The sequence below is a fragment of the Neorhizobium huautlense genome, from assembly GCF_030811685.1.
Classification (GTDB): Bacteria; Pseudomonadota; Alphaproteobacteria; order Rhizobiales; family Rhizobiaceae; genus Neorhizobium; species Neorhizobium huautlense_A.
In genome coordinates, this window is record NZ_JAUSRF010000008.1 from 209,649 (window position 1) to 231,804 (window position 22,156).

Annotated in this window: 22 protein-coding genes; 12 read left to right on the plus strand and 10 right to left on the minus strand. The window is 60.6% G+C overall.

Annotated features, from left to right (window positions below; all coding sequences use genetic code 11):
• The first annotated feature begins 40 nt into the window (after positions 1–40).
• Both J2T09_RS14125 and J2T09_RS14130 read left to right on the plus strand, forming a co-directional pair.
• Positions 41–673 carry an NAD(P)H-binding protein gene (locus tag J2T09_RS14125; protein WP_306835602.1) on the plus strand — a complete coding sequence of 211 codons (633 nt, stop codon included), beginning with the start codon at positions 41–43 and terminating at the stop codon, positions 671–673.
• A gap of 182 nt (positions 674–855) precedes the next feature.
• Positions 856–1,278 carry a VOC family protein gene (locus tag J2T09_RS14130; protein WP_306835603.1) on the plus strand — a complete coding sequence of 141 codons (423 nt, stop codon included), beginning with the start codon at positions 856–858 and terminating at the stop codon, positions 1,276–1,278.
• A 6-nt stretch (positions 1,279–1,284) separates the two neighbouring features.
• Here J2T09_RS14130 and J2T09_RS14135 read toward each other — a convergent pair whose 3' ends face one another.
• The gene (locus J2T09_RS14135; RefSeq protein WP_306835604.1) at positions 1,285–2,343 is read right to left on the minus strand and encodes a D-alanyl-D-alanine carboxypeptidase family protein; all 1,059 of its coding nucleotides are present in this window, start codon (positions 2,341–2,343) and stop codon (positions 1,285–1,287) included.
• A 126-nt stretch (positions 2,344–2,469) separates the two neighbouring features.
• Here J2T09_RS14135 and J2T09_RS14140 point away from each other — a divergent pair, with 126 nt between their 5' ends.
• On the plus strand, positions 2,470–2,754 hold the full coding sequence (locus tag J2T09_RS14140; RefSeq protein ID WP_306835605.1) for an I78 family peptidase inhibitor: 285 nt from the start codon (positions 2,470–2,472) through the stop codon (positions 2,752–2,754).
• A 37-nt stretch (positions 2,755–2,791) separates the two neighbouring features.
• Here the strand turns inward: J2T09_RS14140 and J2T09_RS14145 are convergent, their stop codons facing one another.
• Entirely contained in the window at positions 2,792–4,162 is a 1,371-nt protein-coding gene (locus J2T09_RS14145) for a dicarboxylate/amino acid:cation symporter (RefSeq protein ID WP_306835606.1), read from the minus strand.
• Between the two features lie 282 nt (positions 4,163–4,444).
• Here J2T09_RS14145 and J2T09_RS14150 point away from each other — a divergent pair, with 282 nt between their 5' ends.
• A complete protein-coding gene (locus tag J2T09_RS14150; RefSeq protein WP_306835607.1) occupies positions 4,445–5,188 on the plus strand; it encodes an NYN domain-containing protein in 744 nt (247 codons plus the stop codon).
• Positions 5,189–5,233: 45 nt separating this feature from the next.
• Positions 5,234–5,626, plus strand: a complete 393-nt coding sequence (locus J2T09_RS14155) for a GFA family protein (protein ID WP_306835608.1) — start codon at positions 5,234–5,236, stop codon at positions 5,624–5,626.
• On the opposite strand, the gene J2T09_RS14160 is transcribed toward J2T09_RS14155, so the two are convergent.
• Positions 5,623–6,096 (minus strand): VOC family protein, encoded by a 474-nt coding sequence (locus J2T09_RS14160; protein WP_306835609.1) that lies wholly within the window; start codon positions 6,094–6,096, stop codon positions 5,623–5,625. The two genes, J2T09_RS14155 and J2T09_RS14160, sit on opposite strands and share 4 nt — an antisense overlap.
• A gap of 310 nt (positions 6,097–6,406) precedes the next feature.
• On the opposite strand from J2T09_RS14160, the gene J2T09_RS14165 reads away from it, so the two are divergent.
• Positions 6,407–7,738 (plus strand): solute carrier family 23 protein, encoded by a 1,332-nt coding sequence (locus J2T09_RS14165; protein WP_306835610.1) that lies wholly within the window; start codon positions 6,407–6,409, stop codon positions 7,736–7,738.
• Between the two features lie 146 nt (positions 7,739–7,884).
• Positions 7,885–8,781, plus strand: coding sequence for a hypothetical protein (locus tag J2T09_RS14170; RefSeq protein ID WP_306835611.1), 897 nt, complete (start codon positions 7,885–7,887; stop codon positions 8,779–8,781).
• A gap of 17 nt (positions 8,782–8,798) precedes the next feature.
• On the opposite strand, the gene J2T09_RS14175 is transcribed toward J2T09_RS14170, so the two are convergent.
• On the minus strand, positions 8,799–10,952 hold the full coding sequence (locus tag J2T09_RS14175; RefSeq protein ID WP_306835612.1) for a hybrid sensor histidine kinase/response regulator: 2,154 nt from the start codon (positions 10,950–10,952) through the stop codon (positions 8,799–8,801).
• 257 nt (positions 10,953–11,209) lie between these two features.
• Here J2T09_RS14175 and J2T09_RS14180 point away from each other — a divergent pair, with 257 nt between their 5' ends.
• Positions 11,210–12,394 (plus strand): vWA domain-containing protein, encoded by a 1,185-nt coding sequence (locus tag J2T09_RS14180; protein ID WP_306835613.1) that lies wholly within the window; start codon positions 11,210–11,212, stop codon positions 12,392–12,394.
• A 14-nt stretch (positions 12,395–12,408) separates the two neighbouring features.
• Here the strand turns inward: J2T09_RS14180 and mobB are convergent, their stop codons facing one another.
• From mobB to J2T09_RS14195, 3 genes are read right to left on the minus strand one after another with little or no spacing between them, the layout of a single operon-like run.
• On the minus strand, positions 12,409–12,924 hold the full coding sequence (gene mobB, locus J2T09_RS14185; RefSeq protein ID WP_373458458.1) for a molybdopterin-guanine dinucleotide biosynthesis protein B: 516 nt from the start codon (positions 12,922–12,924) through the stop codon (positions 12,409–12,411).
• Positions 12,924–13,553 carry a molybdenum cofactor guanylyltransferase MobA gene (gene mobA / locus J2T09_RS14190; RefSeq protein WP_306835615.1) on the minus strand — a complete coding sequence of 210 codons (630 nt, stop codon included), beginning with the start codon at positions 13,551–13,553 and terminating at the stop codon, positions 12,924–12,926. Before mobA ends, mobB begins: the two co-directional genes overlap by 1 nt.
• 11 nt (positions 13,554–13,564) lie before the next feature.
• Positions 13,565–14,470 (minus strand): DMT family transporter, encoded by a 906-nt coding sequence (locus J2T09_RS14195; RefSeq protein ID WP_306835616.1) that lies wholly within the window; start codon positions 14,468–14,470, stop codon positions 13,565–13,567.
• Positions 14,471–14,767: 297 nt separating this feature from the next.
• Between J2T09_RS14195 and J2T09_RS14200 the strand changes: the two genes are divergently transcribed.
• Positions 14,768–17,329, plus strand: coding sequence for a methyl-accepting chemotaxis protein (locus J2T09_RS14200; protein WP_306835617.1), 2,562 nt, complete (start codon positions 14,768–14,770; stop codon positions 17,327–17,329).
• A 146-nt stretch (positions 17,330–17,475) separates the two neighbouring features.
• Here the strand turns inward: J2T09_RS14200 and J2T09_RS14205 are convergent, their stop codons facing one another.
• From J2T09_RS14205 to moaA, 3 genes are all read right to left on the minus strand, one after another.
• Positions 17,476–17,730, minus strand: coding sequence for a type II toxin-antitoxin system RelE/ParE family toxin (locus J2T09_RS14205; protein WP_306835618.1), 255 nt, complete (start codon positions 17,728–17,730; stop codon positions 17,476–17,478).
• A gap of 26 nt (positions 17,731–17,756) precedes the next feature.
• On the minus strand, positions 17,757–18,029 hold the full coding sequence (locus J2T09_RS14210) for a CopG family ribbon-helix-helix protein (protein WP_306835619.1): 273 nt from the start codon (positions 18,027–18,029) through the stop codon (positions 17,757–17,759).
• A 62-nt stretch (positions 18,030–18,091) separates the two neighbouring features.
• Complete coding sequence (moaA, locus tag J2T09_RS14215; protein WP_306835652.1) at positions 18,092–19,078, minus strand: GTP 3',8-cyclase MoaA; 987 nt, start codon at positions 19,076–19,078, stop codon at positions 18,092–18,094.
• A 224-nt stretch (positions 19,079–19,302) separates the two neighbouring features.
• On the opposite strand from moaA, the gene J2T09_RS14220 reads away from it, so the two are divergent.
• Genes J2T09_RS14220 through J2T09_RS14230 form a run of 3 tightly spaced genes read left to right on the plus strand, consistent with a single transcriptional unit; the run spans position 19,303 to position 22,154 of the window.
• Entirely contained in the window at positions 19,303–19,677 is a 375-nt protein-coding gene (locus J2T09_RS14220) for a DUF971 domain-containing protein (protein WP_306835654.1), read from the plus strand.
• Positions 19,678–19,707: 30 nt separating this feature from the next.
• On the plus strand, positions 19,708–21,531 hold the full coding sequence (locus J2T09_RS14225) for a monovalent cation:proton antiporter-2 (CPA2) family protein (protein WP_306835620.1): 1,824 nt from the start codon (positions 19,708–19,710) through the stop codon (positions 21,529–21,531).
• Positions 21,528–22,154, plus strand: a complete 627-nt coding sequence (locus tag J2T09_RS14230) for a pyridoxamine 5'-phosphate oxidase family protein (protein WP_306835621.1) — start codon at positions 21,528–21,530, stop codon at positions 22,152–22,154. The genes J2T09_RS14225 and J2T09_RS14230 overlap by 4 nt, the downstream gene beginning before the upstream one ends.
• Positions 22,155–22,156 lie beyond the last annotated feature (2 nt).

Consider the following 22,156-nt stretch of genomic DNA (forward strand, 5'->3'; position numbering starts at 1 on the left):
TCCTTGGTTCCTTGAGCGGGATACTGGATTGGGGGGCAATATGAAACTTCTGCTGGTTGGAGCAAGCGGCCTTGTCGGCAGCCATGTGCTGGCACTGGCGCTGGCCGATCCCCGGGTCGAACGGGTGGTGGCACCTGGTCGCAAGGCTCTGGTTCCGCATCCCAAGCTCGAAGCGCCGGTCTGCGACTTCGAGAACATGACGGGTGCCGAGGCTTTCTGGCAGGGCGACGCTGTGGTCTGCACGCTCGGCACGACGATCAAGGTGGCGGGTTCGCAGGCAGCCTTCGAGCGGGTGGATCATGATTATCCGCTGGCCGTTGCTCAGATCATGCATCGGCGCGGCGCGCAGGCCTATGTGCTCAATTCGGCACTCGGTGCCAATCCGCAATCGATGTTTTTCTACAATCGCGTCAAGGGGAAGCTGGAGCAGGATCTGCAAATGGTCGGTTTTCCCTCGCTGTGTTTCGTTCGGCCGGGATTGATCGGCGGCGAGCGCACCGAGCGGCGCAGCGGCGAGGGTGTTGCCGAGGTGATCTTGAAAACCCTTGCGCCGGTTCTGCCCAAGGCGTGGCGGATCAATCCCGCGCCCGTTATCGCCAAAACTCTGCTGGAAAATGCGATTGCGGCAAAGCCGGGTGTGCATATCGTATCTTCCAGTGAACTGGTCGGGTGAATGGCCCGTTCGCCTTGACCCTTGGCCTGCAAATGCCTAGCTTTGCCTTGTCTGAAACAGGTTAGGTTCGGGAAGGTTGGCCCGGCCCCTCCATATTGGAGGTCCTTCCGTCATCACGGTGATGGCCCAAGACTATCAGGGCGCCTGCATGGGGCAGGCGTCGATAGAAAGGGTTTTGGGATATGAAACCGCGTATTTCCGTCGTGACGCTCGGCGTCTCCGATCTTGAAAAATCTCTCGTCTTTTATCGTGATGGCTTGGGTCTTGCGACCGAAGGCATCATCGGCCGCGAATTCGAACATGGCGCTGTCGCATTTTTCGATCTCGCTGGCGGGCTGAAACTGGCGCTATGGGCGCTGGCCGATATTGCCCACGATACCGGACTGCCGGCCGGGCCGGTGAGCCCGACCGCCATGACGATCGGGCACAATGTGTATGCACGTGAAGAGGTCGATGCGGCCATGGCGGCGGCGCGAAAGGCCGGTGCCCGCATCATCAAACCGGCGCAGGATACGTTTTACGGGGGTTATGCCGGTTATTTCAGCGATCCTGACGGGCACATCTGGGAGGTGGTGTGGAACCCGCAATTCCTGCCCGAGGATTGATTATTATTATTGGAATTCCGGCGGGCGTGGCTTTGGCAAGGGCACGTCCGCCACGTTTTCCGTCGCCCAAGTGGTAATGGCGTGGGTGATGCCGGGGATCTCGTCCTTGAGGAAACTTTCGTGGCCGGGCAAGCCCATCGGGTACATGGCGTTGCGCTCGGTTTCATAGGCAGCACTTGCGGGCGTACAGAGTTTTACACGCATGTCCGGTGCTGCAATGTCCGTGCGGTTGGCGATGGTCTCGACGCGGCCCGTTGAGGGCAGGCGGCCGGCAAAAGCCTCGTCCAGATATTGCGCGGCGCGCTCATTGCGCTCGCGCTCCGTCGTGGCGCCCAGCATGACGATCATGACCTGTCGGCCGTTGCGCTCGGCAAGACCGACATAATTGCGGCCGGAGGCACAGAGAAAACCGGTCTTCATGCCGATCGTGCCGGCATAACGGGTCAAGAGCTGGTTGTTGGATTTCACTTCCTTGCCATCGAAGGTGACGGCCGAAGGGGCAAAGAACTGGCGGTATTGCGGAAACTGTCTTTCGATTTCCATGCCGAGGATCGCAAGATCGCGCGCCGTGGAGTAATTGTCCTTGTCGAACAGGCCGTTGGGGCTGGCGAAATGTGTGCCTGTCATGCCCAGCCGCTCAGCCTCCGCATTCATGCGGCGGATGAAGGTGGGCAGGTCGCCGCCGACTTTTTCGGCAATCGCCGTCGCGACATCATTGGCGGATGCGACGAGCGCGCCGTAAAGCGCATCTTCCAGCGTCATCGTGCGGCCGAGTGTCAGGCCGGATTCGAGAAAGGCCTGTTTGGTGGCATTGCGCGTCATGACGACGGGGGTCTGCAGGGTCACTTCACCGGAGCGCAGTGCCTGGAAGGCGATCAGCGCGGTCATCAGTTTGGTGGTGGAGGCCGGATACCATGGCGCGCCGGCATCTTCCTGATAGAGAACCTCGTGGCTGGCCGTATCGACCACCAGAACGGGCGTGGCCTGCGCCGCCGTGGTGGAAAGAAGGGCGGTCAATGCTACAAGGGTCTTGAGCGAACGTCCGGCTAAAAAATTCATGATCATGCGCAGTCTCCGACAGGAGACTTGTCCTAGGCAAAATATTAGCAACTGGCAACGGTCTGGCGACGGTCGCATTGTCGGCAAAGTTATCGATAAGTTTGCAGTTTGGATTGAGTTAAGGATATCGCCATGAAAATTTCCGCAAGTCTTCTGTCGCTGCTGCTTGCCGTAACGTCAGTTCCCGTTACGGCAGTTGCAGCTCCTGCCAAGGCGAAAATCTGCAATGCAGACGCCGCGAAAAAGCTGGTGGGCAAAAAGAAGCCCAGCGATGCACGGGCCAAGCGCCTGACCGGCGCGGCAAACGTGCGGCAGATCGGACCGGGCGATATGGTGACGCGCGACTTTCGGCAGGACCGGGTGACGATCGAAACGGATCCGGCCACCGGACGTGTGACGCAGGCAAGCTGCGGGTGAGGGTGGAGCCACCGGCCCCACCCTCTTCGGTTTAAGATCAGGCCGGCTGAACCTCACGATCGTCGAGCGTGTCGATATCCTTGACATTGTCATAGGCCGCCTGATCCAGAATGCCTTCGCGCTTGGCGACGATGGTCGGCACCAGGGCCTGACCGGCGACGTTGACGGCGGTGCGGCCCATGTCGAGGATCGGGTCGATGGCGAGCAGCAGGCCGACGCCTTCGAGCGGCAGGCCGAGCGTGGAGAGCGTCAGCGTCAGCATGACGACGGCGCCGGTCAGGCCGGCTGTTGCGGCAGAGCCGAGCACCGACACGAAGACGATCAGAAAATATTCCTGAATGCCGAGAGGCACCTGATAGAACTGCGCGATGAAGATCGCGGAGATCGCCGGGTAGATCGCGGCGCAGCCGTCCATCTTGGTGGTGGCGCCGAGCGGTACGGAAAAGGCTGCATATTCGCGCGGGACGCCAAGCGCCTTTTCGGTGACGGTTTCGGTGACCGGCAGGGTGCCGATCGACGAACGCGACACGAAGGCGAGCTGGATGGCCGGCCATGCACCCGCAAAGAAGCGCGAGGGCTTCAGGCCGTGGGCGACGAGCAGCGCCGGATAAACGACGAAGAGGACGAGCGCGAGGCCGATATAGATGGCGGCGGCATACCAGGTGAGCTGCGACAGCGTCGTCCAGCCATACTGGTCGACAGCGCGGCCGAGCAGGCCGATCGTGCCGAGCGGCGTAAGCCTGATCACCCACCACAGGATTTTTCGCACGACGGCGAGAACGGACTGGTTGAAGGCGAGAAAAGGTTCGGCGGCCTTGCCGGCCTTCAGCGCGGCGATGCCGAAGGCGATCGACACGACGAGAAGCTGCAGAACGTTGAAGTTCAGCGACGTTGAGGCTGCACCATTCACGACCTTGGTCGAGGCTTCGAGGCCAAGCACGTTGGTCGGCACCAGACCTTTGAGGAAATCCAGCCACGAACCGGCGGAGGCGGGCGCGCGGGCGGTTGCCTCGGTGACGGCGGTGTTGAGGCCCGGCTGGATGATGAGGCCGAGCGCGATTCCGATGACGACCGCGATCAGCGCCGTGATGGCGAACCAGAGCAGTGTCTGCCAGACCAGCTTGGCGGCATTGTTGAGGTTTTTCAGGTTGGCGATCGAGGCTACGATGGCGGTAAAGATCAGCGGCGGCACGAGCGCGCGCAGCAACTGGACGAAGATCGTGCCGATGGTCTGCAGGGTGACCGACAGGGCATTCTGGTTGCCGGCGGCATCAGGGCCGATATTGCGGGCGAGAAGCCCCAGCGCCAGGCCGATGACCATGGCGGCGAGAACCTGAAAGCCGAAATTGCTGTAGAAGGGTTTTGGGCTCGATGGAGAAGGTGAGGCGGTGCCGGGTGTCGTTGGCATTTGCAAAAGCTTTCCAAAAGGCTGGCGCGTGGTTCCGGTTCTGTCGGTATCACGCCGAATAAAGCGAAGAATAGGCCGAATCCTCTCCGGGTTAAGGGATGTCATTGCCTATTTGAAGTGCGAATGATGATTTCGTGCTCAGTGAGTGGTTGGTTTTGCATGAATTTTTTATGCGGCTGGCTGGAGCAACTTGTTAAGCCTGCGTGATGATAGATGAAATTATAAATTGCGAGGAGGGCGGAGTTGCCTGATCTTCAACCTGGATATCTTGGGGAGGGGGTTATGCCGGAAGCACGACCACGGCGGCTAGCTGTGCTGATTGATGCGGAAAATGCGTCGGCGAAGATCGCCGGTGGATTGTTCGAGGAGATCGCCAAGATCGGCGAGGCGAGCGTCAGACGCATCTATGGTGATTTTTCCACGCCACAGATGAAGGGGTGGACTGATGTGCTGGCGAAGTTTGCGATCATACCGCAGCAGAATTTTGCCTACACGGCAGGCAAGAATGCCTGTGACATCGCGCTGGTGATCGACGCCATGGACCTTCTGCATAGCGGTCGTTTCGATGGCTTTTGCCTGGTGTCATCCGACAGCGATTTCACGCGCCTGGCAGCTTGTATCCGAGAACACGGTGTCGATGTTTTTGGTTTCGGCGAACAGAAGACGCCCGAGAGTTTCCGGCAGGCGTGTCTACGGTTCATATACACGGAAAACCTTATGCCACCGGTCGCGACAAGTGAGGCGGCAATCGCGTTAAGCCCGATGCCGCTGAAGCAGCCGAAAACCGCGACGGCGTTGATCAAGAAAGCGATTTCCCAACTGGAGAGTGAAGACGGCTGGGTGCATCTGGGACCCGTGGGCGCACAGTTGTCGAATTTGACCTCGGATTTCGATCCGCGAACCTATGGCGCCAAGAAATTGAGCGATCTTGTGCGCCAGACAAACTCCTTCGATCTGGAGCAAATTGACGGGAAACCCCTGCGCATCCGCATAAGGCAACCTTTGACGCAGAAAATCATTTCTTGATCAGAAGGGTGCCTGTCAGGACCCGAATGAGCCGGGAGTGCTTCCATGACCCAGGTCACCGGTGGTTGCCGTTGCGGCAATATCAGGATCATCGCTTCGGGAGAACCGTATCGCGTCGGCATCTGCCATTGTTTCGATTGCCGCAAACAGCATGGCGCGCTGTTTCACGCCTCGGCGATCTTTCCCGAAAACGCGGTGACGGTGGAAGGCGAGACGCGCGATTATCAGGGGCGGCATTTCTGCCCCCATTGCGGTTCGCAGGTTTTTGGGCGAAGCGACGACGAGATCGAGGTCAATCTCGGCACGCTGGACGAGATCAACCGGTTTCAGCCGACCTACGAATTGTGGACGATTCGCCGGGAAGACTGGCTGCCTGAATTTCCGGTAACGCGGCGGTATGAGCGCGATCGCGAGGGGCCGGGGCGCAGCGAGGGTTAACCCCGCACCGCAGCCTCGATCACCGCAACGTCGATCTTCTTCATCGTCATCATCGCATCGAAGGCGCGTTTGGCCGGAGCGCCGCCTTCTCTCAATGCATCCATCAACACACGTGGGGTGATCTGCCAGGAGACACCCCATTTGTCCTTGCACCAGCCGCATTCACTTGGTTGCCCGCCATTGTCGATGATGGCGTTCCAGTAGCGGTCGGTTTCGGCCTGATCTTCTGTCGAGATCTGGAATGAAAAGGCTTCCGTCGGTTTGAAATGCGGGCCGCCATTCATGCCCATGCAGGGAATGCCGAGCACGGTAAATTCGACGACGAGCACATCGCCTTCCTGTCCATCCGGGTAATCACCGGGTGCGTGGATGATCTTGCCGACCGCGCTGTCCGGGAAGGTTTTGGCATAAAAGCGGGCAGCATCTTCCGCCTCTTTGTCGTACCAGAGACAAATCCTGTTCTTTTCCATGACGGGTCTCCTCCCTGTCGTTTGTTGCTCCCTGTCAACGTCAGGTAAGGGACCTGCGTCGTTTCGCCAGTCCATTCCTCCCACATTAGACTTTTCGTCTGTGGGAAAGCCTGAAAATCCCGATGACAGCGGGTTAAGATCGGATTAACGAGGTTTTTTGCGAGCCGACCGGTGTTGCCGACAATCTGTGACGGCACCTGTCCGCGAAGCGCAGTTTTTTAAGATCCAGGCCTCCGATCGAAATGCAAAACAGGCACGCCGCCAAAACGCGTGCCCGGTCGTCTGGCAAAACCAACAGATGGGGCGAAACATGAGCGAACAAGGTGGTTATTTCCCGCGCTGGCGGCTGAAGACGGAAGGGCGCATTCTGCCCGACGAACGTCTGCCGACGGGACAGACGGTGGTGCTGGGCTTCCAGCATGTGGTGGCGATGTTCGGTTCGACCGTGCTTGCGCCGATGATCATGGGTTTTGACCCGAACGTCTCCATCCTGTTTTCCGGCATCGCGACGCTGATCTTCTTCATCGCCGTCGGCGGCCGCGTGCCGAGCTATCTCGGTTCGTCCTTCGCCTTCATCGGCCCGGTTCTGGTGGCAACCGCTGCTGCCGCCGGCGCGCCCAACCCGAATATCGGTCTGGCGCTGGGCGGCATTATCGCTGCCGGCGCGCTTTACACGATGATCGGTATCATCGTGATGATGGCCGGCCATCGCTGGATCGAGGCGCTGATGCCGCCGGTGCTGACCGGCGCGATCGTTGCCGCCATCGGCCTCGTGCTTGCTCCGATCGCCATTGCCAGTGCGTCCGGCACCGGTGCTGCGTCACCTGACGGCAGCCAGATTTCGCGCTGGGTGGCGATCGCCACGGTTGCTGCTGTGGGTATTGTCGCAGTCTATGCGCCCGGCATGACCCGCCGCCTGCCGATCCTGATCGGCGGTGCCTTCGCATACCTTCTCTACCTCGTGCTGGCGAACGGCATGGGTTACGGCGCGCCGATCGATTTTTCCGGTGTTTCCGCCGCCGCATGGTTCGGCCTGCCGACCTTTACCGCGCCGGTCTTTTCCGGTTCGGCGATCACCCTGATCGCACCTGTCGTCGTCATCCTGGTTGCCGAAAACCTCGGGCATATCAAAGCGATCGGCGCCATGACCGGCCGCAATCTCGATCCCTATCTCGGCCGTGCCTTTATCGGTGACGGTGTCGCGACAATGTTCTCCGGCTTCTTCGGCGGCACCGGCATGACCACCTATGCCGAAAACATGGGTGTCATGGCTGTGACCCGCATCTTCTCGACGCTGGTCTTCCTCGTCGCCGCTTTCGTCGCCATCCTGCTGGGCTTTTCGCCAAAATTCGGCGCGCTGATCCAGACCATTCCGGGACCGGTTCTCGGCGGCCTTTCCATCGTGGTCTTCGGCCTGATTGCCGCGACCGCCGGCCGTATATGGGTTGAAAACAAGGTCGATTTTTCCGAGCCGCGCAACCTGATCACCGTCGGTGTGGCGCTGGTTCTGGGTGCGGGCAATTTCAAGCTCGACGTCGCCGGCTTTACGCTCGACGGTATCGGTACGGCGACGATCGGTGCGATCGTGCTTTACCACGCGCTCGGCTGGGCCAGCCCGCGCAAGGATGCGGACAACGTCTGATCCGCAGCAGCAGACTTTCCGGGCCGCCTGATCGGCCCGGATCGGCTTTCCATCGGCTCTGCCACCGAGCGCAGATACCGATTGCCTTGCACGCGTCAGTCTGATTTTGTGCAGCCTGTTGAATGGTTTGCGGGCGAGGGCGTGCGATGGAAAGACTGGCTTTCGCCTATATGAATCTCGATCCCTGGTTGCTGAAGGGTGTCACCATTCTTGCGCTGGTGCTGGGGTCGCTTGCCTATTATCTGACGCGCTCCTCGTTTCCATCTGTCAGCAGACTGGCCTATCTATGTTGGCTGGCGGTTCTTTTGCCGCTGTCGGCGTTCGCGTCGCTGATCTGGGTTTATGCGCCGGAGGCGGCGGCCAGCCAATTGCTTCCCGCCCTGATCATCGGCGAGGTCGTGCTTTTCATCCTCATCGGTTATGCGTTCGGGCCGGTGCTGGCCGGGCGCTCCAACAATGCCTATGGCACTGCCGGGCGCTGGTGGTTCGGTTACATACCTTTCGTCAACCTCGCGCTGTTCTATACCGCCAGCCGTGAGGCTCGACAGGCGGGCCGGAAATGGCTCTGGCTGGGCGGCGTTGGTTGCGTATTGTCGGGACTGGTCGTTTATGGCGTCAACGCCCAGGTTCAGAAAATATCCCTGGGCATCGTCTCGAAAATTAGCGCGCAGGAAGGTGCCAGAAATCCTGGCTATACCGCCAGCATGATCAGGGGCGGGCTTGATGTGCGCCCGCTGCCCGATATGTTGGAAAAGCTCGCCAGTCAGGTGAAAACGCCGCAGCGGGTCGATGAGGCAACCGTTCTTGTCTATGTCGGATCTCATGGCGATATGCTGCGCTATGAATACGACGTGGCCTCCGAGGCGAGCAGTCTGCCGCCCGTTATCGTGGACCGGATCAGCTCCGTTTTCTGCTATGGTGGGCTGGCGCCGGTGATCGAGGCCGGAGCAACCATCAAGGCGATCTATAGCAACAGCGCAAAAATGCTGATGGCCGATCTGGAGATCAACCAGGACATCTGCCGCGCGCTTCCATCGATTTGATCATTGATCGGCACGTATCACTCGCCGCCGATCAGTTCCTTCACCCGTCGGCCGAGTGCATCGGCCACGAAGGGTTTGGTCATGACCTGCATGCCGCGATCGAGATGGCCGTGGTTGAGGACGGCATTTTCGGCGTAACCGGTGACGAAAAGCACGTTGAGTTCCGGTCGCTCGATGCGGGCGGCATCCGCCAGCTGGCGGCCGTTCATGCCGTTCGGCATGCCGACATCGGTGATGAGAAGGTCGATATCCGGGCGGGTGTTGAGGATCTTCAGTGCAGACGGGCCATCTTCCGCCTCCAGCACGGAATAACCGAGATCCTGCAGGATCTCTACTGCGACCATGCGCACCAGCGGTTCGTCATCGACCACGAGGATGAGGTTCTGACCGCTGGCGACGGGCACCGGTGCATCCTCCACCGCCATGTCCTCGTAGTCGCCTTCGACCGCATGACGCGGCAGGTAAATGCAGATCATCGTGCCCTTGCCGAGTTCGGAATAGATGCGCGCGGCACCGCCCGACTGGCCGGCAAAACCATAGACCATGGAAAGGCCGAGCCCGGTGCCCTGGCCGATCGGTTTGGTGGTGAAGAAGGGATCGAAGGCGCGCTCGACGATATCGGCCGGCATGCCGGTGCCGGTATCGCTGACACAGAGCGAGATATACTGGCCGGGCGGCAGGCCACGTTGTGCGGCGGCGCGCTCGTCCAGCCAGCGATTGCCGGTCTCGATGGTCAGCTTGCCGCCTTCCGGCATGGCGTCGCGGGCGTTGATGCAAAGGTTGAGAAGCGCGTTTTCCAGCTGGCCGGCATCGACGAAAGACGTCCATAAGCCGCCGGCGGCAACGGTTTCGATGGCGATGCCGGGGCCGACGCTGCGGGCGATCAGATCCTGCATGCCGGCAACCACGCGGTTGACGTCTGAGGGTTTTGGATCGAGCGTCTGGCGGCGGGAGAAGGCAAGGAGACGCTGGGTCAGTGCCGCTGCACGTTTGACGGCGGACTGGGCGCCGGTGAGGTAACGGTCGATATCGCCGATGCGGCCCTGCGCGAGGCGCGTCTTCATCAGTTCCAGGCTGCCGCTGATGCCGGCGAGAATGTTGTTGAAGTCATGCGCAAGCCCGCCGGTGAGCTGGCCGACGGCTTCCATCTTCTGCGCCTGCCGCAACGCTTCCTCCGCGGCCAGAAGCGCGGTCGTGCGTTCTTCGACACGCTGTTCCAGCGTGTCGTTGAGGGTTCGCAGCGCGGCCAGCGCGCGGTCGCGTTCTGCCTCGACGGCGCGACGGTTTTCGATGTCGAGCAGCACGCCCGGAAAATTCAGCGGCTTGCCTTCAGGCGAAAGGTCGACGCGGCCATTGGCTTCTAGCCAGTAATATTTGCCGTCGCGGCGACGGGTGCGGTATTGATGGGCATAGGCGCCGCCGCGCGCCAGTGCCTCGCGCATGGCGGCGGCAAGACCGGCCTGATCGTCGGGATGAACCGTTTCGACAACCTGTTGCAGGCTCAACCCCACACGGCCGAGCGACGGATCGATACCGAAGGCGGTGGCAAAAGCCTCGTCGACGGTGAACCGGTTGTTCGGCACATCCCAGAACCATGTGCCGATGATGGCGCCGGCTTCCAGCGCCAACTGCACGCGCTGCACGGCATCACGGGCACGTGCCTCGCTTGCCCGCAGGGCTTCCTCGGCATGCTTGCGTTCGGTGATGTCGCGGAACAGGACGGAGACCTGCCGCAGGCTGGCCGGTTCCACACGGGTGGCCGACACTTCGATAAAACGGCCGATGGCGACGAATTCCTGCTCGAACCGCACGACCTGGCCCGTTTCCAGCACGCCGCCATACACTTTCAGCCAGACATCGGCATTGTCCGGCTCGATCTCGCGCAGACGCTTGCCGACGATATCGGCAATGCCGGTCTGGCGCTCATAACCGGAATTGGATTCGATGTGGACATAGTCGCTCAAGGGCCCATGCGGACCGTCGATGAATTCGATGATGCAGAAACCGTCATCGATCGCTTCGAACAGGGCGCGGCGGCGGCTTTCCGACGATTCGAGCGCTGCCGCCGTTGCTGTGTCCGTCTCCGCTCCCACTCGCGATTGTGATGCCCTGAGGCGGGCGACCTCGTCCTGAAGCTCTTCGCGAGAGAGCGATGCGATATCTGAATTCACCGGGCAACCTTTCGAGCAGGCATTCTGCTTAGCATATACGCTTGAACTGGGAAGCTGGTTGCATGCGATCCGGCATTATCCTGCAATAATCATTGCTGATTTTCGCGTCTGCATGCCGTTGCGAACCTGCGGGAATTGCCGACTTTTTCGGTTGCCCGTCGTGGTGGTGTCGTGCCGCAAAAATTCATATATCGTTCATTTCTAATTGATGAAGTTATCACTAATTAAGTGATTGCTGAAATAGTGACGCCGTTCCCATGAATTCGAGCGGTGCCGGCATGCTTTCTCTGCGACAGAAACTTCGCGATTTCGTTTTCCGTCAGGACGGCAATTTCAGCATGATGACGGCATTGATCCTGCCGGTTCTCTTAGGGTCGGCCGGTATGGCGATCGATGCGACCAACATGGTCCTGTCGAAAAGCCAGCTGCAGGATGCGACGGATGCGGCCGCGCTGGCGGTGTCGTCGCGGCTGGCGGACAAGACGCTCGACAGCACCAACGGCTCGGAATACGGCAAGACATTTGTGGCCGGTCGTTTTTCAACGAGCATGGATGCCACCTCGGTCGCCACGCTCAAGGCGGGCACGACTGTTACGGTGACCACGACCGCCAACGGCTCCACTGGCAAGACTTTCGTCGTTGCTGTCAGTTCCCGGATGCCGGTGAGCATGACACCGCTGACGCGGCTGCTCTTCAGCAGTGCCGTGACTGTTTCGGCGGCGAGCACGACAACGAGCGGATACGGCGGTCCGCGCGGCATTTCGATGGAAGTGCTGCTCGACCAGTCGGGCTCCATGCTGGAAAATACCACCAAATGCGTACTGCAGATCTTCAATATCTGCTTGAGGTACACGACCAAGAATGACGCGCTGAAAGAAGCGGCTGCGGCACTGTTCGATGGTCTGGACAAGCTCGATCCGAATGCCAAGCTGGTGCGCACCGGCGCCATGTCCTATTCGAGCTTTTTGATCGGGCAATCGGCAATGGACTGGGGCACGACGAGGGCACGCAAATTCGTGACCGACATGATCGCACCTGTCGGTGGTACGGATGCAACCACGGCCGTTGATACTGCCACCAACAATATCAAGGCCAACACGTATGGCACCGACACGGAAAGCGTGGAGCAGAGAAAGAAGAACAACGCCAACGCCGACCGCGTGATCGTGCTGATGACGGATGGCGAAATGACCGGTAACAGCAATCTCTGGAACCCCACGATCGACAAGAACGTCCGCGACAAGTGCGTGGCGGCCAAAGGGGCGGGCATCAAGATCTATACCGTTGCCTTCATGGCGCCGGACAATGGCAAGAGCCTGTTGCAGTTCTGCGCTTCGGCTCCGGGCAATTATTACGAGTCGAATTCCACCGATGCCCTGGTAACGGCCTTTGCCGCGATCGCCGCAGACATTGGCAAGCAGAACAGCCGACTGACCAACTGACGGCCGGCCGTCGTTTACGCTTTCGGCGGCAGGCCGACCTTTTCCGCGATGAAATCGGCGATGCCGTTGGTATCGTCGAGATCGAAGACCGGAATTGTGCTGCCTTCCACGGCATGATCGGCGGCGATGGCGACGATATGCGGATCGCTGGGAGCAAGCGGTTCGCGATTGGCCGATTCGAGCCGGCGGGCTTCGATCTTCGGCACCGGTTCGCGTTTGTACCCTTCGATCAGCACGAGATCGCAGGGCGCGATGCGGGCAAGAATGTCTTCAAAACTCGGTTCCGGTTCACCACGCAATTCATGCATGATGGCAAAACGTGTGCCGGAAACGATGGTCACTTCGTGCGCGCCCGCCTCGCGATGGCGAAAGCTGTCGGCGCCGACCTTGTCGATATCGAAATCATGATGGGCATGCTTGATCGTCGAGATACGGTAACCACGGCGGGTGAACTCGGCGACGAGGCGGACGGCCAGGCCCGTCTTGCCGGAATTTTTCCAGCCGGAAATACCAAAAATGCGCTGGGTCATCACTGCTCCAGATAGTGTTGCGCCCGGGCAAAATCCTCGGGCGTATTGACGTTGAAAAACGGATCGCGCGGGCCGGAAGCCGTTTCTTCCGGCTCGAACGCGACCGTGACGTGGTTATGTCGGGCGAAAAAGGCTTTGACGCGCCGGTTTCCCGGTTCTTTCAGCCAGATTTCCAGATCGTCGACGACGGAGAGTGGCCAGAGCGCATAAACCGGATGCATGTGCCCTTCGGACGCGGCAATGGCGATCGTTTCGCCATCCGGACAGGCGGCCGTCAGACGGGCAACGAGATCGCGCGGCAGAAACGGCCCGTCGCCGGCGGCGCTTGCCATATGGGTATGGTTTGCCTGCGTGGAGAAATGGCGCAAGCCTGCAAGGATGCCGGCAAGCGGGCCCTGATGGTCGGCGAGCGTATCGGGCACTACGGGCAGGTTTCCGTGTTCGGCAAAGCCGGGAAGGGCATTGACGGCAAGTTTTTTCACCTGCGGTCCAAGACGTTCCGCCACATGGGTGATCATCGGCCGGCCGAACAGTGTCATGACCGTCTTTTCCTGCCCCATGCGGCTGGAGCGGCCGCCGGCAAGGATGAGGCCGGTTGTGGTTTCAAAACGGGGTTTTGCAGCGGGCATGGCTTTTCTCATCAGGCCGGCGGAGCCGGATCGGTCTCGCCGACGGTCACCTGTCTCCGGCGGCTTTCGCGATAGAAGGTGTAAAGTCCGGAACCGATCACAAGCGAAACGCCCAATATCATCCAGTTGTCCGGGATTTCACCAAAGAACAGGATGCCGAAGGCCAGTGCCCAGACAAGGCTGGTATAACGGAACGGGGCGACGAAGGATATTTCGCCGGTGCGCATCGCCATGATGATTGTTTGATAGCCGGCTAATACTGCGATCGACGCCAGGGCCAGCAGGCCGTATGTGCTGGAATCGAGCGGCTGCCAGCCGCCCATCGGCACGATCAGGAGGGCGCCGAGGACGGTGACGGCTGTTGTGGTGAACAGGCTGACCGAAATCGACGGTATGGTGGGGTCGACACGTTTGGTGACGAGATCGCGACCGGCGGTGAAGAACACGGCGGTAACGGCAAACAGCGCGTCGGGCACGAAACCTGCCGGGCCCGGCTTCAGAATGATCAACACGCCGAGAAAACCGACGCCGATGGCGGCCCAGCGACGCCAGCCGACTTTTTCACCGAGGAAAAGGGCGGCGCCGAGCGTGACGGCAAGCGGCAGCGACTGGAGAATGGACGAGGCGTTGGCGAAGGGAATACGGCTGAGCGCGGTGAGGTAGGTGAGCGTCGCGCCGATCTCGAAAAAGACCCGCAGCAGCATGAGCTTGTCGGTGAGCATGCGGCGCGTCGGCAGCGCGCGGAAATGGCGGGCGATCAGGAAAACCAGAACCATGGTCATGGCACCGCGCACGAACATGATCTGCGCGACAGTGGCCTGGGACGATGCGGTTTTGACGAGGGCATCGTTGCAGATGAAGACCGCCATGGCGAGCACCATGAAGAGCGCGCCTTTGGAATTTGCCGTGCCTGTCATGCTTGTCTCTCCCCCGGACGCATCACGCTTCATCGCCCGAAAAACGGGAATCGGAGCTGGACCGATGGCATGAGGACGTGGCCCTCATTAAAGCGGTTTTGCGGAAATGAAAACGTTTGCGGACGTTATCTGATAATCGCGACCATCTGCCGCCGCAAAATGAAGCTTTTCCGTGCATCGTTAACGCTTGTTCAATTCAATTTTCAGAGTGTGAGTGAATCTCGCATGAGGCGGGAATGATGGCCACGTGTCACCGATGGGAGGTTGGCACGCGTGCCCATTTGCGGGGGGAACCGCATGTCTTTCATCGACCGGCTTTTGCAAAGCCGCAGGATCGTTACCAAAGTTCTTCTGTTCGTGGTGCCGCTGGTGCTTTTGATCGCCGGCGTCGGCCTTGCGGGCTATTACACCTCGACGACGCTGAACGGCCATATGACCGTGACCCGCGCGACAATCGAGAATATCGGCGACTTCGAACGCCTGCAGACAAGCCTGCAGGATTTTTCCAATAGCCCAAATGACAAGACGCTGGCTGCGTTGAAAGCGGATATCGATACCCAGGAAAAGGGTGTCGACGCGCTGCAGGGCTTGCTGGTCTCCGATGGTGACCGCGAGCGGATCGCGCCGGTGATCGGTCTGGCGCCGGCCATGCGCGCGCATGTGGATGCGCTCTGGGCCGTCAAAGGCCGCCGCGACCAGAACGGCCGCGAAATGGATCTCGGCATGTCCAAGGTGCGCGCGCTCGGAACCGGCGTGCAGGCGCAGGTGGGCACGCTGCGCAAGCAGATGGACGGCAAGGAAAAATTTGCCAAGGGCCTGCTGCTGGAAGCCTATGCCTATAACGCGATTGCCGGCCGTATCGGTGAGCTTCGTGACGCCATGCGCCGCGCCGAAAGCGACGATGCGGCGGTCAACACCGCAAAACTCTATCTCGGCACGTTGAACGGCGAATTCGACAAGGTGATCAGCCTTGTGCCGGAACGTGCGCAAAAGGCGTTCACGCCTGTGCGCGAAGCCTCGACCAATCTCGACAAGGCGCTGACAAGCGATGCGTCGATTGCCGAAAAGGGGCAGGCGGCACGCATCGCCACCAGCGCCTTCATGCGCATTCAGGGCGAGCTTGCCAATCAGGCGACCAGCAAGGCGGTAACCGCTGCCGAACGGTTTGTCGGACTGGAGGCCGATGTGGTCGCGCAGCGCGAACTGCTGACGCAGACAGAAGATTCGCTGCGGCGGATCGACGAGCTGCAGCTGATGGTCGAGCGCTTGCGCCTGACCTCGGCTGACGATGCGCGCATGGCCCTGCTCGGCAAGATGGTTGGCCTGCGCAAGGCAAGCGCCCGTGTTTCCGAACTGGCGGGCAGCAACATGACGCTGGCCGAATTCGGCGTGAAGACGGATGCACAGCTGACGGCGCTCGACAAGTCCTCGGTCAAGCTGATGGACATCGCCGCCGACTGGCAGAAGCAGAAGGCGGCCGCCGTTGCCACGCTTTCAGGCGGCATGGCTGGTCTGAAGGCATTTGTGGCGCAGGCGCAGGAAACCGGCAAACAGGACAGCGAACGCTCGGCAACACTTTCGGTCGTCGCCATGGTGATCGGCACCGTGCTGGCGATTGCGGGTGGCCTGATGCTGGTCGAAACCCTGCGTGGGCCGCTGCGTCGCGTCACTGAAGTGATGAAGCGTCTGGCTGACGGCGATCTCGACGTGTCGATCGAAGGTCGTGAACGCGGCGACGAAATCGGCGACATGGTGCGCTCCGTCACAGTGTTCCGCGATGCCGCCGTCGAAAACGTGCGGCTGGAGCAGGAAGCGGCCTCGGCTCGCGAGCTTTCGGCCGAGGAATCGCAGAAACGCGGTGCGGAACGTGCGCGCGTGGCGGCCGAACAGCGCCGTGCGCTGGATGCGCTCTCGCATGTTCTCGGCAGGCTGGCCGAGGGCGATCTGGAAGAGGGCATGGCCGAAGATCTCGCCGAGGATTTTGTCGAGATGGCCCGCACCTATAACCAGGCGGTCGAGACACTGCGCGTGACGCTGGCGGATGTGCGCAGCACGGCAGATGAAATCGAAGGCGGCACCGGCAATCTGGCAAGCTCCGCCGACGATCTGGCGCGCCGCACCGAACAGCAGGCGGCGGCGCTCGAACAGAGTTCGCGTGCCCTGCGCCACCTCAGCGATATCGTCGTCTCCACGGCCGAAAACGCCAAACGGACATCCGTTTCCGTCAGCGAGACGGAAGAGTTCGCGGTGCGTTCAGGCGAGGTGGTGCAGCGTGCGGTCGGCGCCATGGGCGAGATCAGCAAGTCGTCTGCCAAGATCGCCACGATCATCGGCGTCATCGACGAGATCGCCTTCCAGACCAACCTTCTGGCCCTGAATGCCGGTGTGGAAGCCGCGCGTGCGGGCGAGGCGGGTCGAGGTTTTGCCGTGGTCGCACAGGAAGTGCGTGAACTGGCGCAGCGCTGTGCCGGCGCTGCGCGCGAGATCAAGGACCTCATCTCGGCAAGCGCAACGCAGGTGAAGAGCGGCGTGCATCTGGTCGAGGAAACCGGGCAGGCGCTGTCTTCGATCATCACGCATGTGGGCGAGGTGCGCAAACTCGTCTCCGACATTTCGTCGGCCACCGGCGAACAGTCGACCGGCATCCGCGAAGTGACGCATGCGGTGCAGGAGGTGGAACTGATCACCCAGCGCAACGCCGCCATGGTCGAGGAAAACAACGCCGAGATCCATGGTCTGCGTCGTCGCGTCGAGCTGCTCGGCGAGAAGATCGAGCATTTCAAGACGCGCGACCCGCAGATGCAGGTGGAGCTTGGCGATTACGATCGCCGGCCGGGCTGGGGGCGCGAGGTGGCGTAAGGCCAGCTGATTGCCTCTAATCGATAATGTGTTGCCTCGGAAATCCGTGTAAGGGTTTTCGAGGCAATTTTCATGGGCCTAGTACGTGCCTCTCGCGGCTTGCATTTGGAGGGAGGGCTGCGCATCAGGCTTGAAACTCTTGCGCTTCAGTAGCCAGCTTCGCGCTGATGGCGAAAAGCCAGAATATAGATGATGTCTTCTGCCGGATGAAAACGGTAGAGAGCGACATATCCGCTGTGACCGAATGGGATCAGCAATTCCCGCAGGCTTTCAGTGCCCGAGGCGGGGCGTCCAATTTCCGGCGATTGCTCCAGCATGCTAAAATGATGGGCAATGGTTTTTATGGCCCGAACGGACGAGGGGGCTCCCGCTTTCACAAGAAATTGCCGGCATCGCTCCATGCCAAGAAGCGCGCCGCGCGTAACAATTACTTGTGGCACTCCGGCGGACCCTTTTTCTGGTCCGTGCCCCAGCTTTGCAGCCAGTCCTGAACCTCTTTGCCGGTCAGGTGAAGTCCGTTTTCCTGGTAATCCGTCCAGGAGGCCTCCGCCTCCTGCACAAAACTTTCGCGCGCTTCTTCGCGCTCGATATATTGCCGGATGGCATCGCCGATCATGACATCAGCCGGACGCTTACGGTTTTCCGCAAGGCGCCCGAGACGCTCGCTGAGTTCGTCTTCGATGTCGAGTGATGTGCGCATCGGCGTCCAGTCGGTTGCAACCGTTGTGAGACTAGCGAAATTACCGAAGCAAGTCCATCAACTCACCCGCCCGTCACGCTCATGTGCCGCGATACCGCCGGCCGGTTATTGCGGTCGATGATGAAATCATGGCCTTTTGGCTTGCGGGCGATCGCTTCATCAATGGCTGCGGCCAGAAGCGCCGGGTCATTGCTTTCGCGCAAGACTTCGCGAAGATCGGCTGCGTCGTTCTGGCCGAGGCACATGTAAAGCGTGCCGGTGCAGGTGAGGCGGACGCGATTGCAGCCCTCGCAGAAATTGTGGGTCATCGGCGTGATGAAGCCCATGCGGCCGCCGGTTTCCGCAACCTCGACGTAACGGGCAGGGCCGCCGGTCTTGAACGGGATTTCCTTGAAGGTGAACTGCTTTTCGAGATTTTCCCGCAGCACCGAAAGCGGCAGGTAGCGGTCGGTGCGGTCTTCCTCGATCTCGCCCATCGGCATGGTTTCGATGACGGTCAAATCCATGCCGCGGCCATGCGCGAAACGCATCATCTCGGGGATCTCGTCCTCGTTGAAACCCTTCAGGGCCACGGCGTTGAGCTTGATCTTCAGTCCGGCTTTCTGGGCGGCATCGATGCCTTCCATGACCTTGGCAAAATCGCCCCAGCGGGTGATTTCCTTGAATTTCTGCGGATCGAGCGTATCGAGCGAGACATTGATGCGGCGCACGCCGGCGTCATAAAGCTCCTGCGCGAAGCGGGAAAGCTGCGAGCCGTTGGTGGTGAGCGTCAGTTCGTCGAGATGGCCGGTTTCGATATGGCGGCCGATGGAACGCACAAGATGCATGATGTTCTTGCGCACCAGCGGTTCGCCGCCGGTCAGCCGCAGTTTTCGTACACCCTTGGCCACGAAGGCGGAACAGAGCCGGTCGAGCTCCTCCAGCGACAGCAGATCCTTTTTCGGCAGAAAGGTCATGTTTTCCGCCATGCAATAGGTGCAGCGGAAATCGCAGCGGTCGGTAACGGAGACGCGCAGATAGGTGACCGCACGACCGAACTTGTCGATCATCGGAGCGATGCTGCCGGCCGGAGTGGCGGCATGCGGTGGGGGCACGATAGAATTCACGTCATTTACTCCTGCACGCCGAATCTGGTGATTGTCTTGAGCGACGTCAAGCGTGCACAGGGTCTGTTGCATCGGATCATATTGCTGCCGTCAACGGACTTGCGGCGAATTGCCGAAGTCCATAATCGTGGATGAGGCAAATTGGAAGAGCAGACATGAGCGACCCGATCACAGATAGTTGGCCAACCGAGCTGAAAGTATCGCAGGACAAGCGCACGCTGACCGTTGTTTTCGACGATGGTGCGCGCTTTGCCCTGCCGGCCGAGATGCTGCGCGTGCTCTCGCCCTCGGCGGAGGTGCAGGGGCATGGGCCGGGCCAGAAGGTGACGGTTCCGGGCAAACGGCAGGTTGGCATCCGCAACGTCGTGGCGACCGGCAATTATGCGGTGCGCATTGCTTTCGACGATGGCCATGACAGCGGCATCTTCACCTGGCGATACCTGCGTGAACTCGGGCTCGAAGGCTCGGAAAAATTCGGCGAATACGAGGCGGAACTGGCGGCCAAGGGGCTGAGCCGTGATCCTGTCACGAGAACGCGATAACAGACGAAACGTAAGACGAGGGGTAATCGAGTGGCGGCAGAATCGAATGCGGGCGAACTGGTCCAGGTCGTGGCACTTCTGGGGGCGGGCGTTATTGCAGCGCCGCTGTTCAAGCGGCTGGGCCTGGGCTCCGTGCTTGGTTACCTGGCGGCCGGTCTGGCGATCGGCCCGTTCGGGCTGAAGCTGGTCTCCGATCCGCAGGCCATCCTGCATATCGCCGAACTTGGCGTGGTGATGTTCCTGTTCATCATCGGTCTCGAAATGCAGCCGTCGCGCCTGTGGAATATGCGCAAGGACATTTTTGGCCTTGGCGCGTTGCAGGTGCTTGGCTGTATCGCGGCGCTGATGGCGGTGGGGCTGGCCTTCGGGCAATCGGCACCGGTCGCCTTTGTTGCCGGCACCGGTTTCGTTTTGACCTCGACGGCGATCGTCATGCAGATGCTGCAGGAGCGCAATCACCTGCACACGCCAAAGGGCCAGCATATCGTCGCCATCCTGCTGTTCGAGGATCTGGCCATCGTGCCGCTGCTCGCAATCGTCACGCTGCTGGCGCCACAGGGCGAGACGGTGACGTTTGTCGAGCGGCTGCAATCGCTGGGCATCGGTTTTGCAGCACTTGCGGCGCTGGTGATTGCCGGTCGTTACCTGCTCAACCCGTTCTTCCGCCTGCTTGCCCAATCCGGCGCGCGCGAGGTGATGACGGCAGCGGCATTGCTGGTCGTGCTCGGATCGGCGCTGCTGATGGATTTTGCCGGGCTGTCCATGGCCATGGGCGCGTTTCTCGCCGGCGTGCTTCTGTCGGAATCCTCGTTCCGGCACCAGCTGGAAGCCGATATCGAACCGTTTCGTGGCATCCTGCTCGGCCTGTTTTTCCTGGGTGTCGGCATGGCGGTCGATCTCGCGGTCATCTTTGCCAACTGGCAGCATGTGCTGATCGCCGTCGTGGCCTACATGATCGTCAAGGGCGTGGTCATTTACGGGGTGGCACGACTTCTGAAGGCGCCGCATGCGGAGAGCCTGGGGCGCGCAATCCTGATGGCGCAAGGCGGCGAATTTGCCTTCGTGCTTTACGCCGCCGCCGCATCCGTCGGCATTCTCGATGCCGATACCAATGCGGTGCTGACGGCGACCATCGTCATTTCCATGGCGGTAACGCCGCTGGTGGTTGCCATCTATGTGCGTCTGGCGCCGAAGCCGACGGTGGATACGAGCGGGCTGGCCGAGCCGGAAAACATCGAGAACACCGTGCTGATCATCGGTTTCGGCCGGTTTGGCCAGATCGTCAGCCAGCCGCTTCTGGCTCGGGGATATACGCTTTCCATGATCGACAAGGATGCGGAATTCGTGCGCGATGCCGGCGATTTCGGTTTCAAGGTCTATTACGGCGATGGTTCACGGCCGGAAATCCTGCATGCGGCGGGAGCGGCGACGGCCAAGGCGATCCTCATCTGCATCGATGACAGGGAAGCGGCGGTGAAGATCGCCGAGATCGTCAAGGAGGAATACCCGCTGGTACCGGTTCTGGCGCGTGCCTATGACCGAGGTCACGCGATCGACCTTCTGAAGGCCGGTGTGGATTACCAGATCCGCGAGACCTACGAGTCGGCCCTCGATTTTTCCGGCGAGGTCATGCAGGTTCTGGGCGAGGAGGACGAACTGGTCGCCCGCGTGGTGGAAGAGTTCCGGGAAATCGACCGTGAGCGTTTTGCCATGGAGCAGGTCGGCGGCATCTATGCCGGTCGTTCGCTGATCAAGGGCAATGCCCAGCCCGCCGATATCATCGCAGCCAAGACCGGCCGTGAGCGTGAACGCAAGGCGGCGGAAAAGGCCGCAGCAAAAGAGGCAGCAACATGAGCGATATCGGCAGCGACGGCATCATCACCTCCATCGAGGGCCTGCGAAAAATCTACGGCGAGAGCAGCGAGGCTTCGATGACCAAGGTCACAACCTGTCTGACGGCGGAGTACCGCCAGATGATCGAGGCGTCGCCCTTCGTGGCACTGGCAACCGTCGGGCCGGAGGGCATGGACTGTTCGCCGCGCGGCGATCTCGGGGGCGTGGTGCGCGTCGAGGACGAGCGGACGCTGACGCTGCCTGACTGGCGCGGCAATAACCGCATCGACTCGCTGGAAAACATCGTTCGTGACCCGCGCGTGGCGCTGATGTTCCTGATCCCGGGTTCGAACACGACAATGCGCATCAATGGCCGTGCCGTGGTGTCGGCGGAAGCATCGCTGCTCGAAAGTTTCGTCATGGATGGAAAACATCCGCGCACCGTCACGGTTGTAACCATCGACGAGGTCTATTTCCAATGTGCGCGGGCCTTGATGCGATCGGAACTGTGGAACCCTGAACGGTTCGTCGATCCCAAAACTCTGCCGACACCCGGCGGGCTGCTGAAGGCAGCGAAGGCCGATTTCGACAAGGAAACCTATGACAGGGAGTGGGCGGCAAGGGCTGCCGCCACGATGTGGTAGTT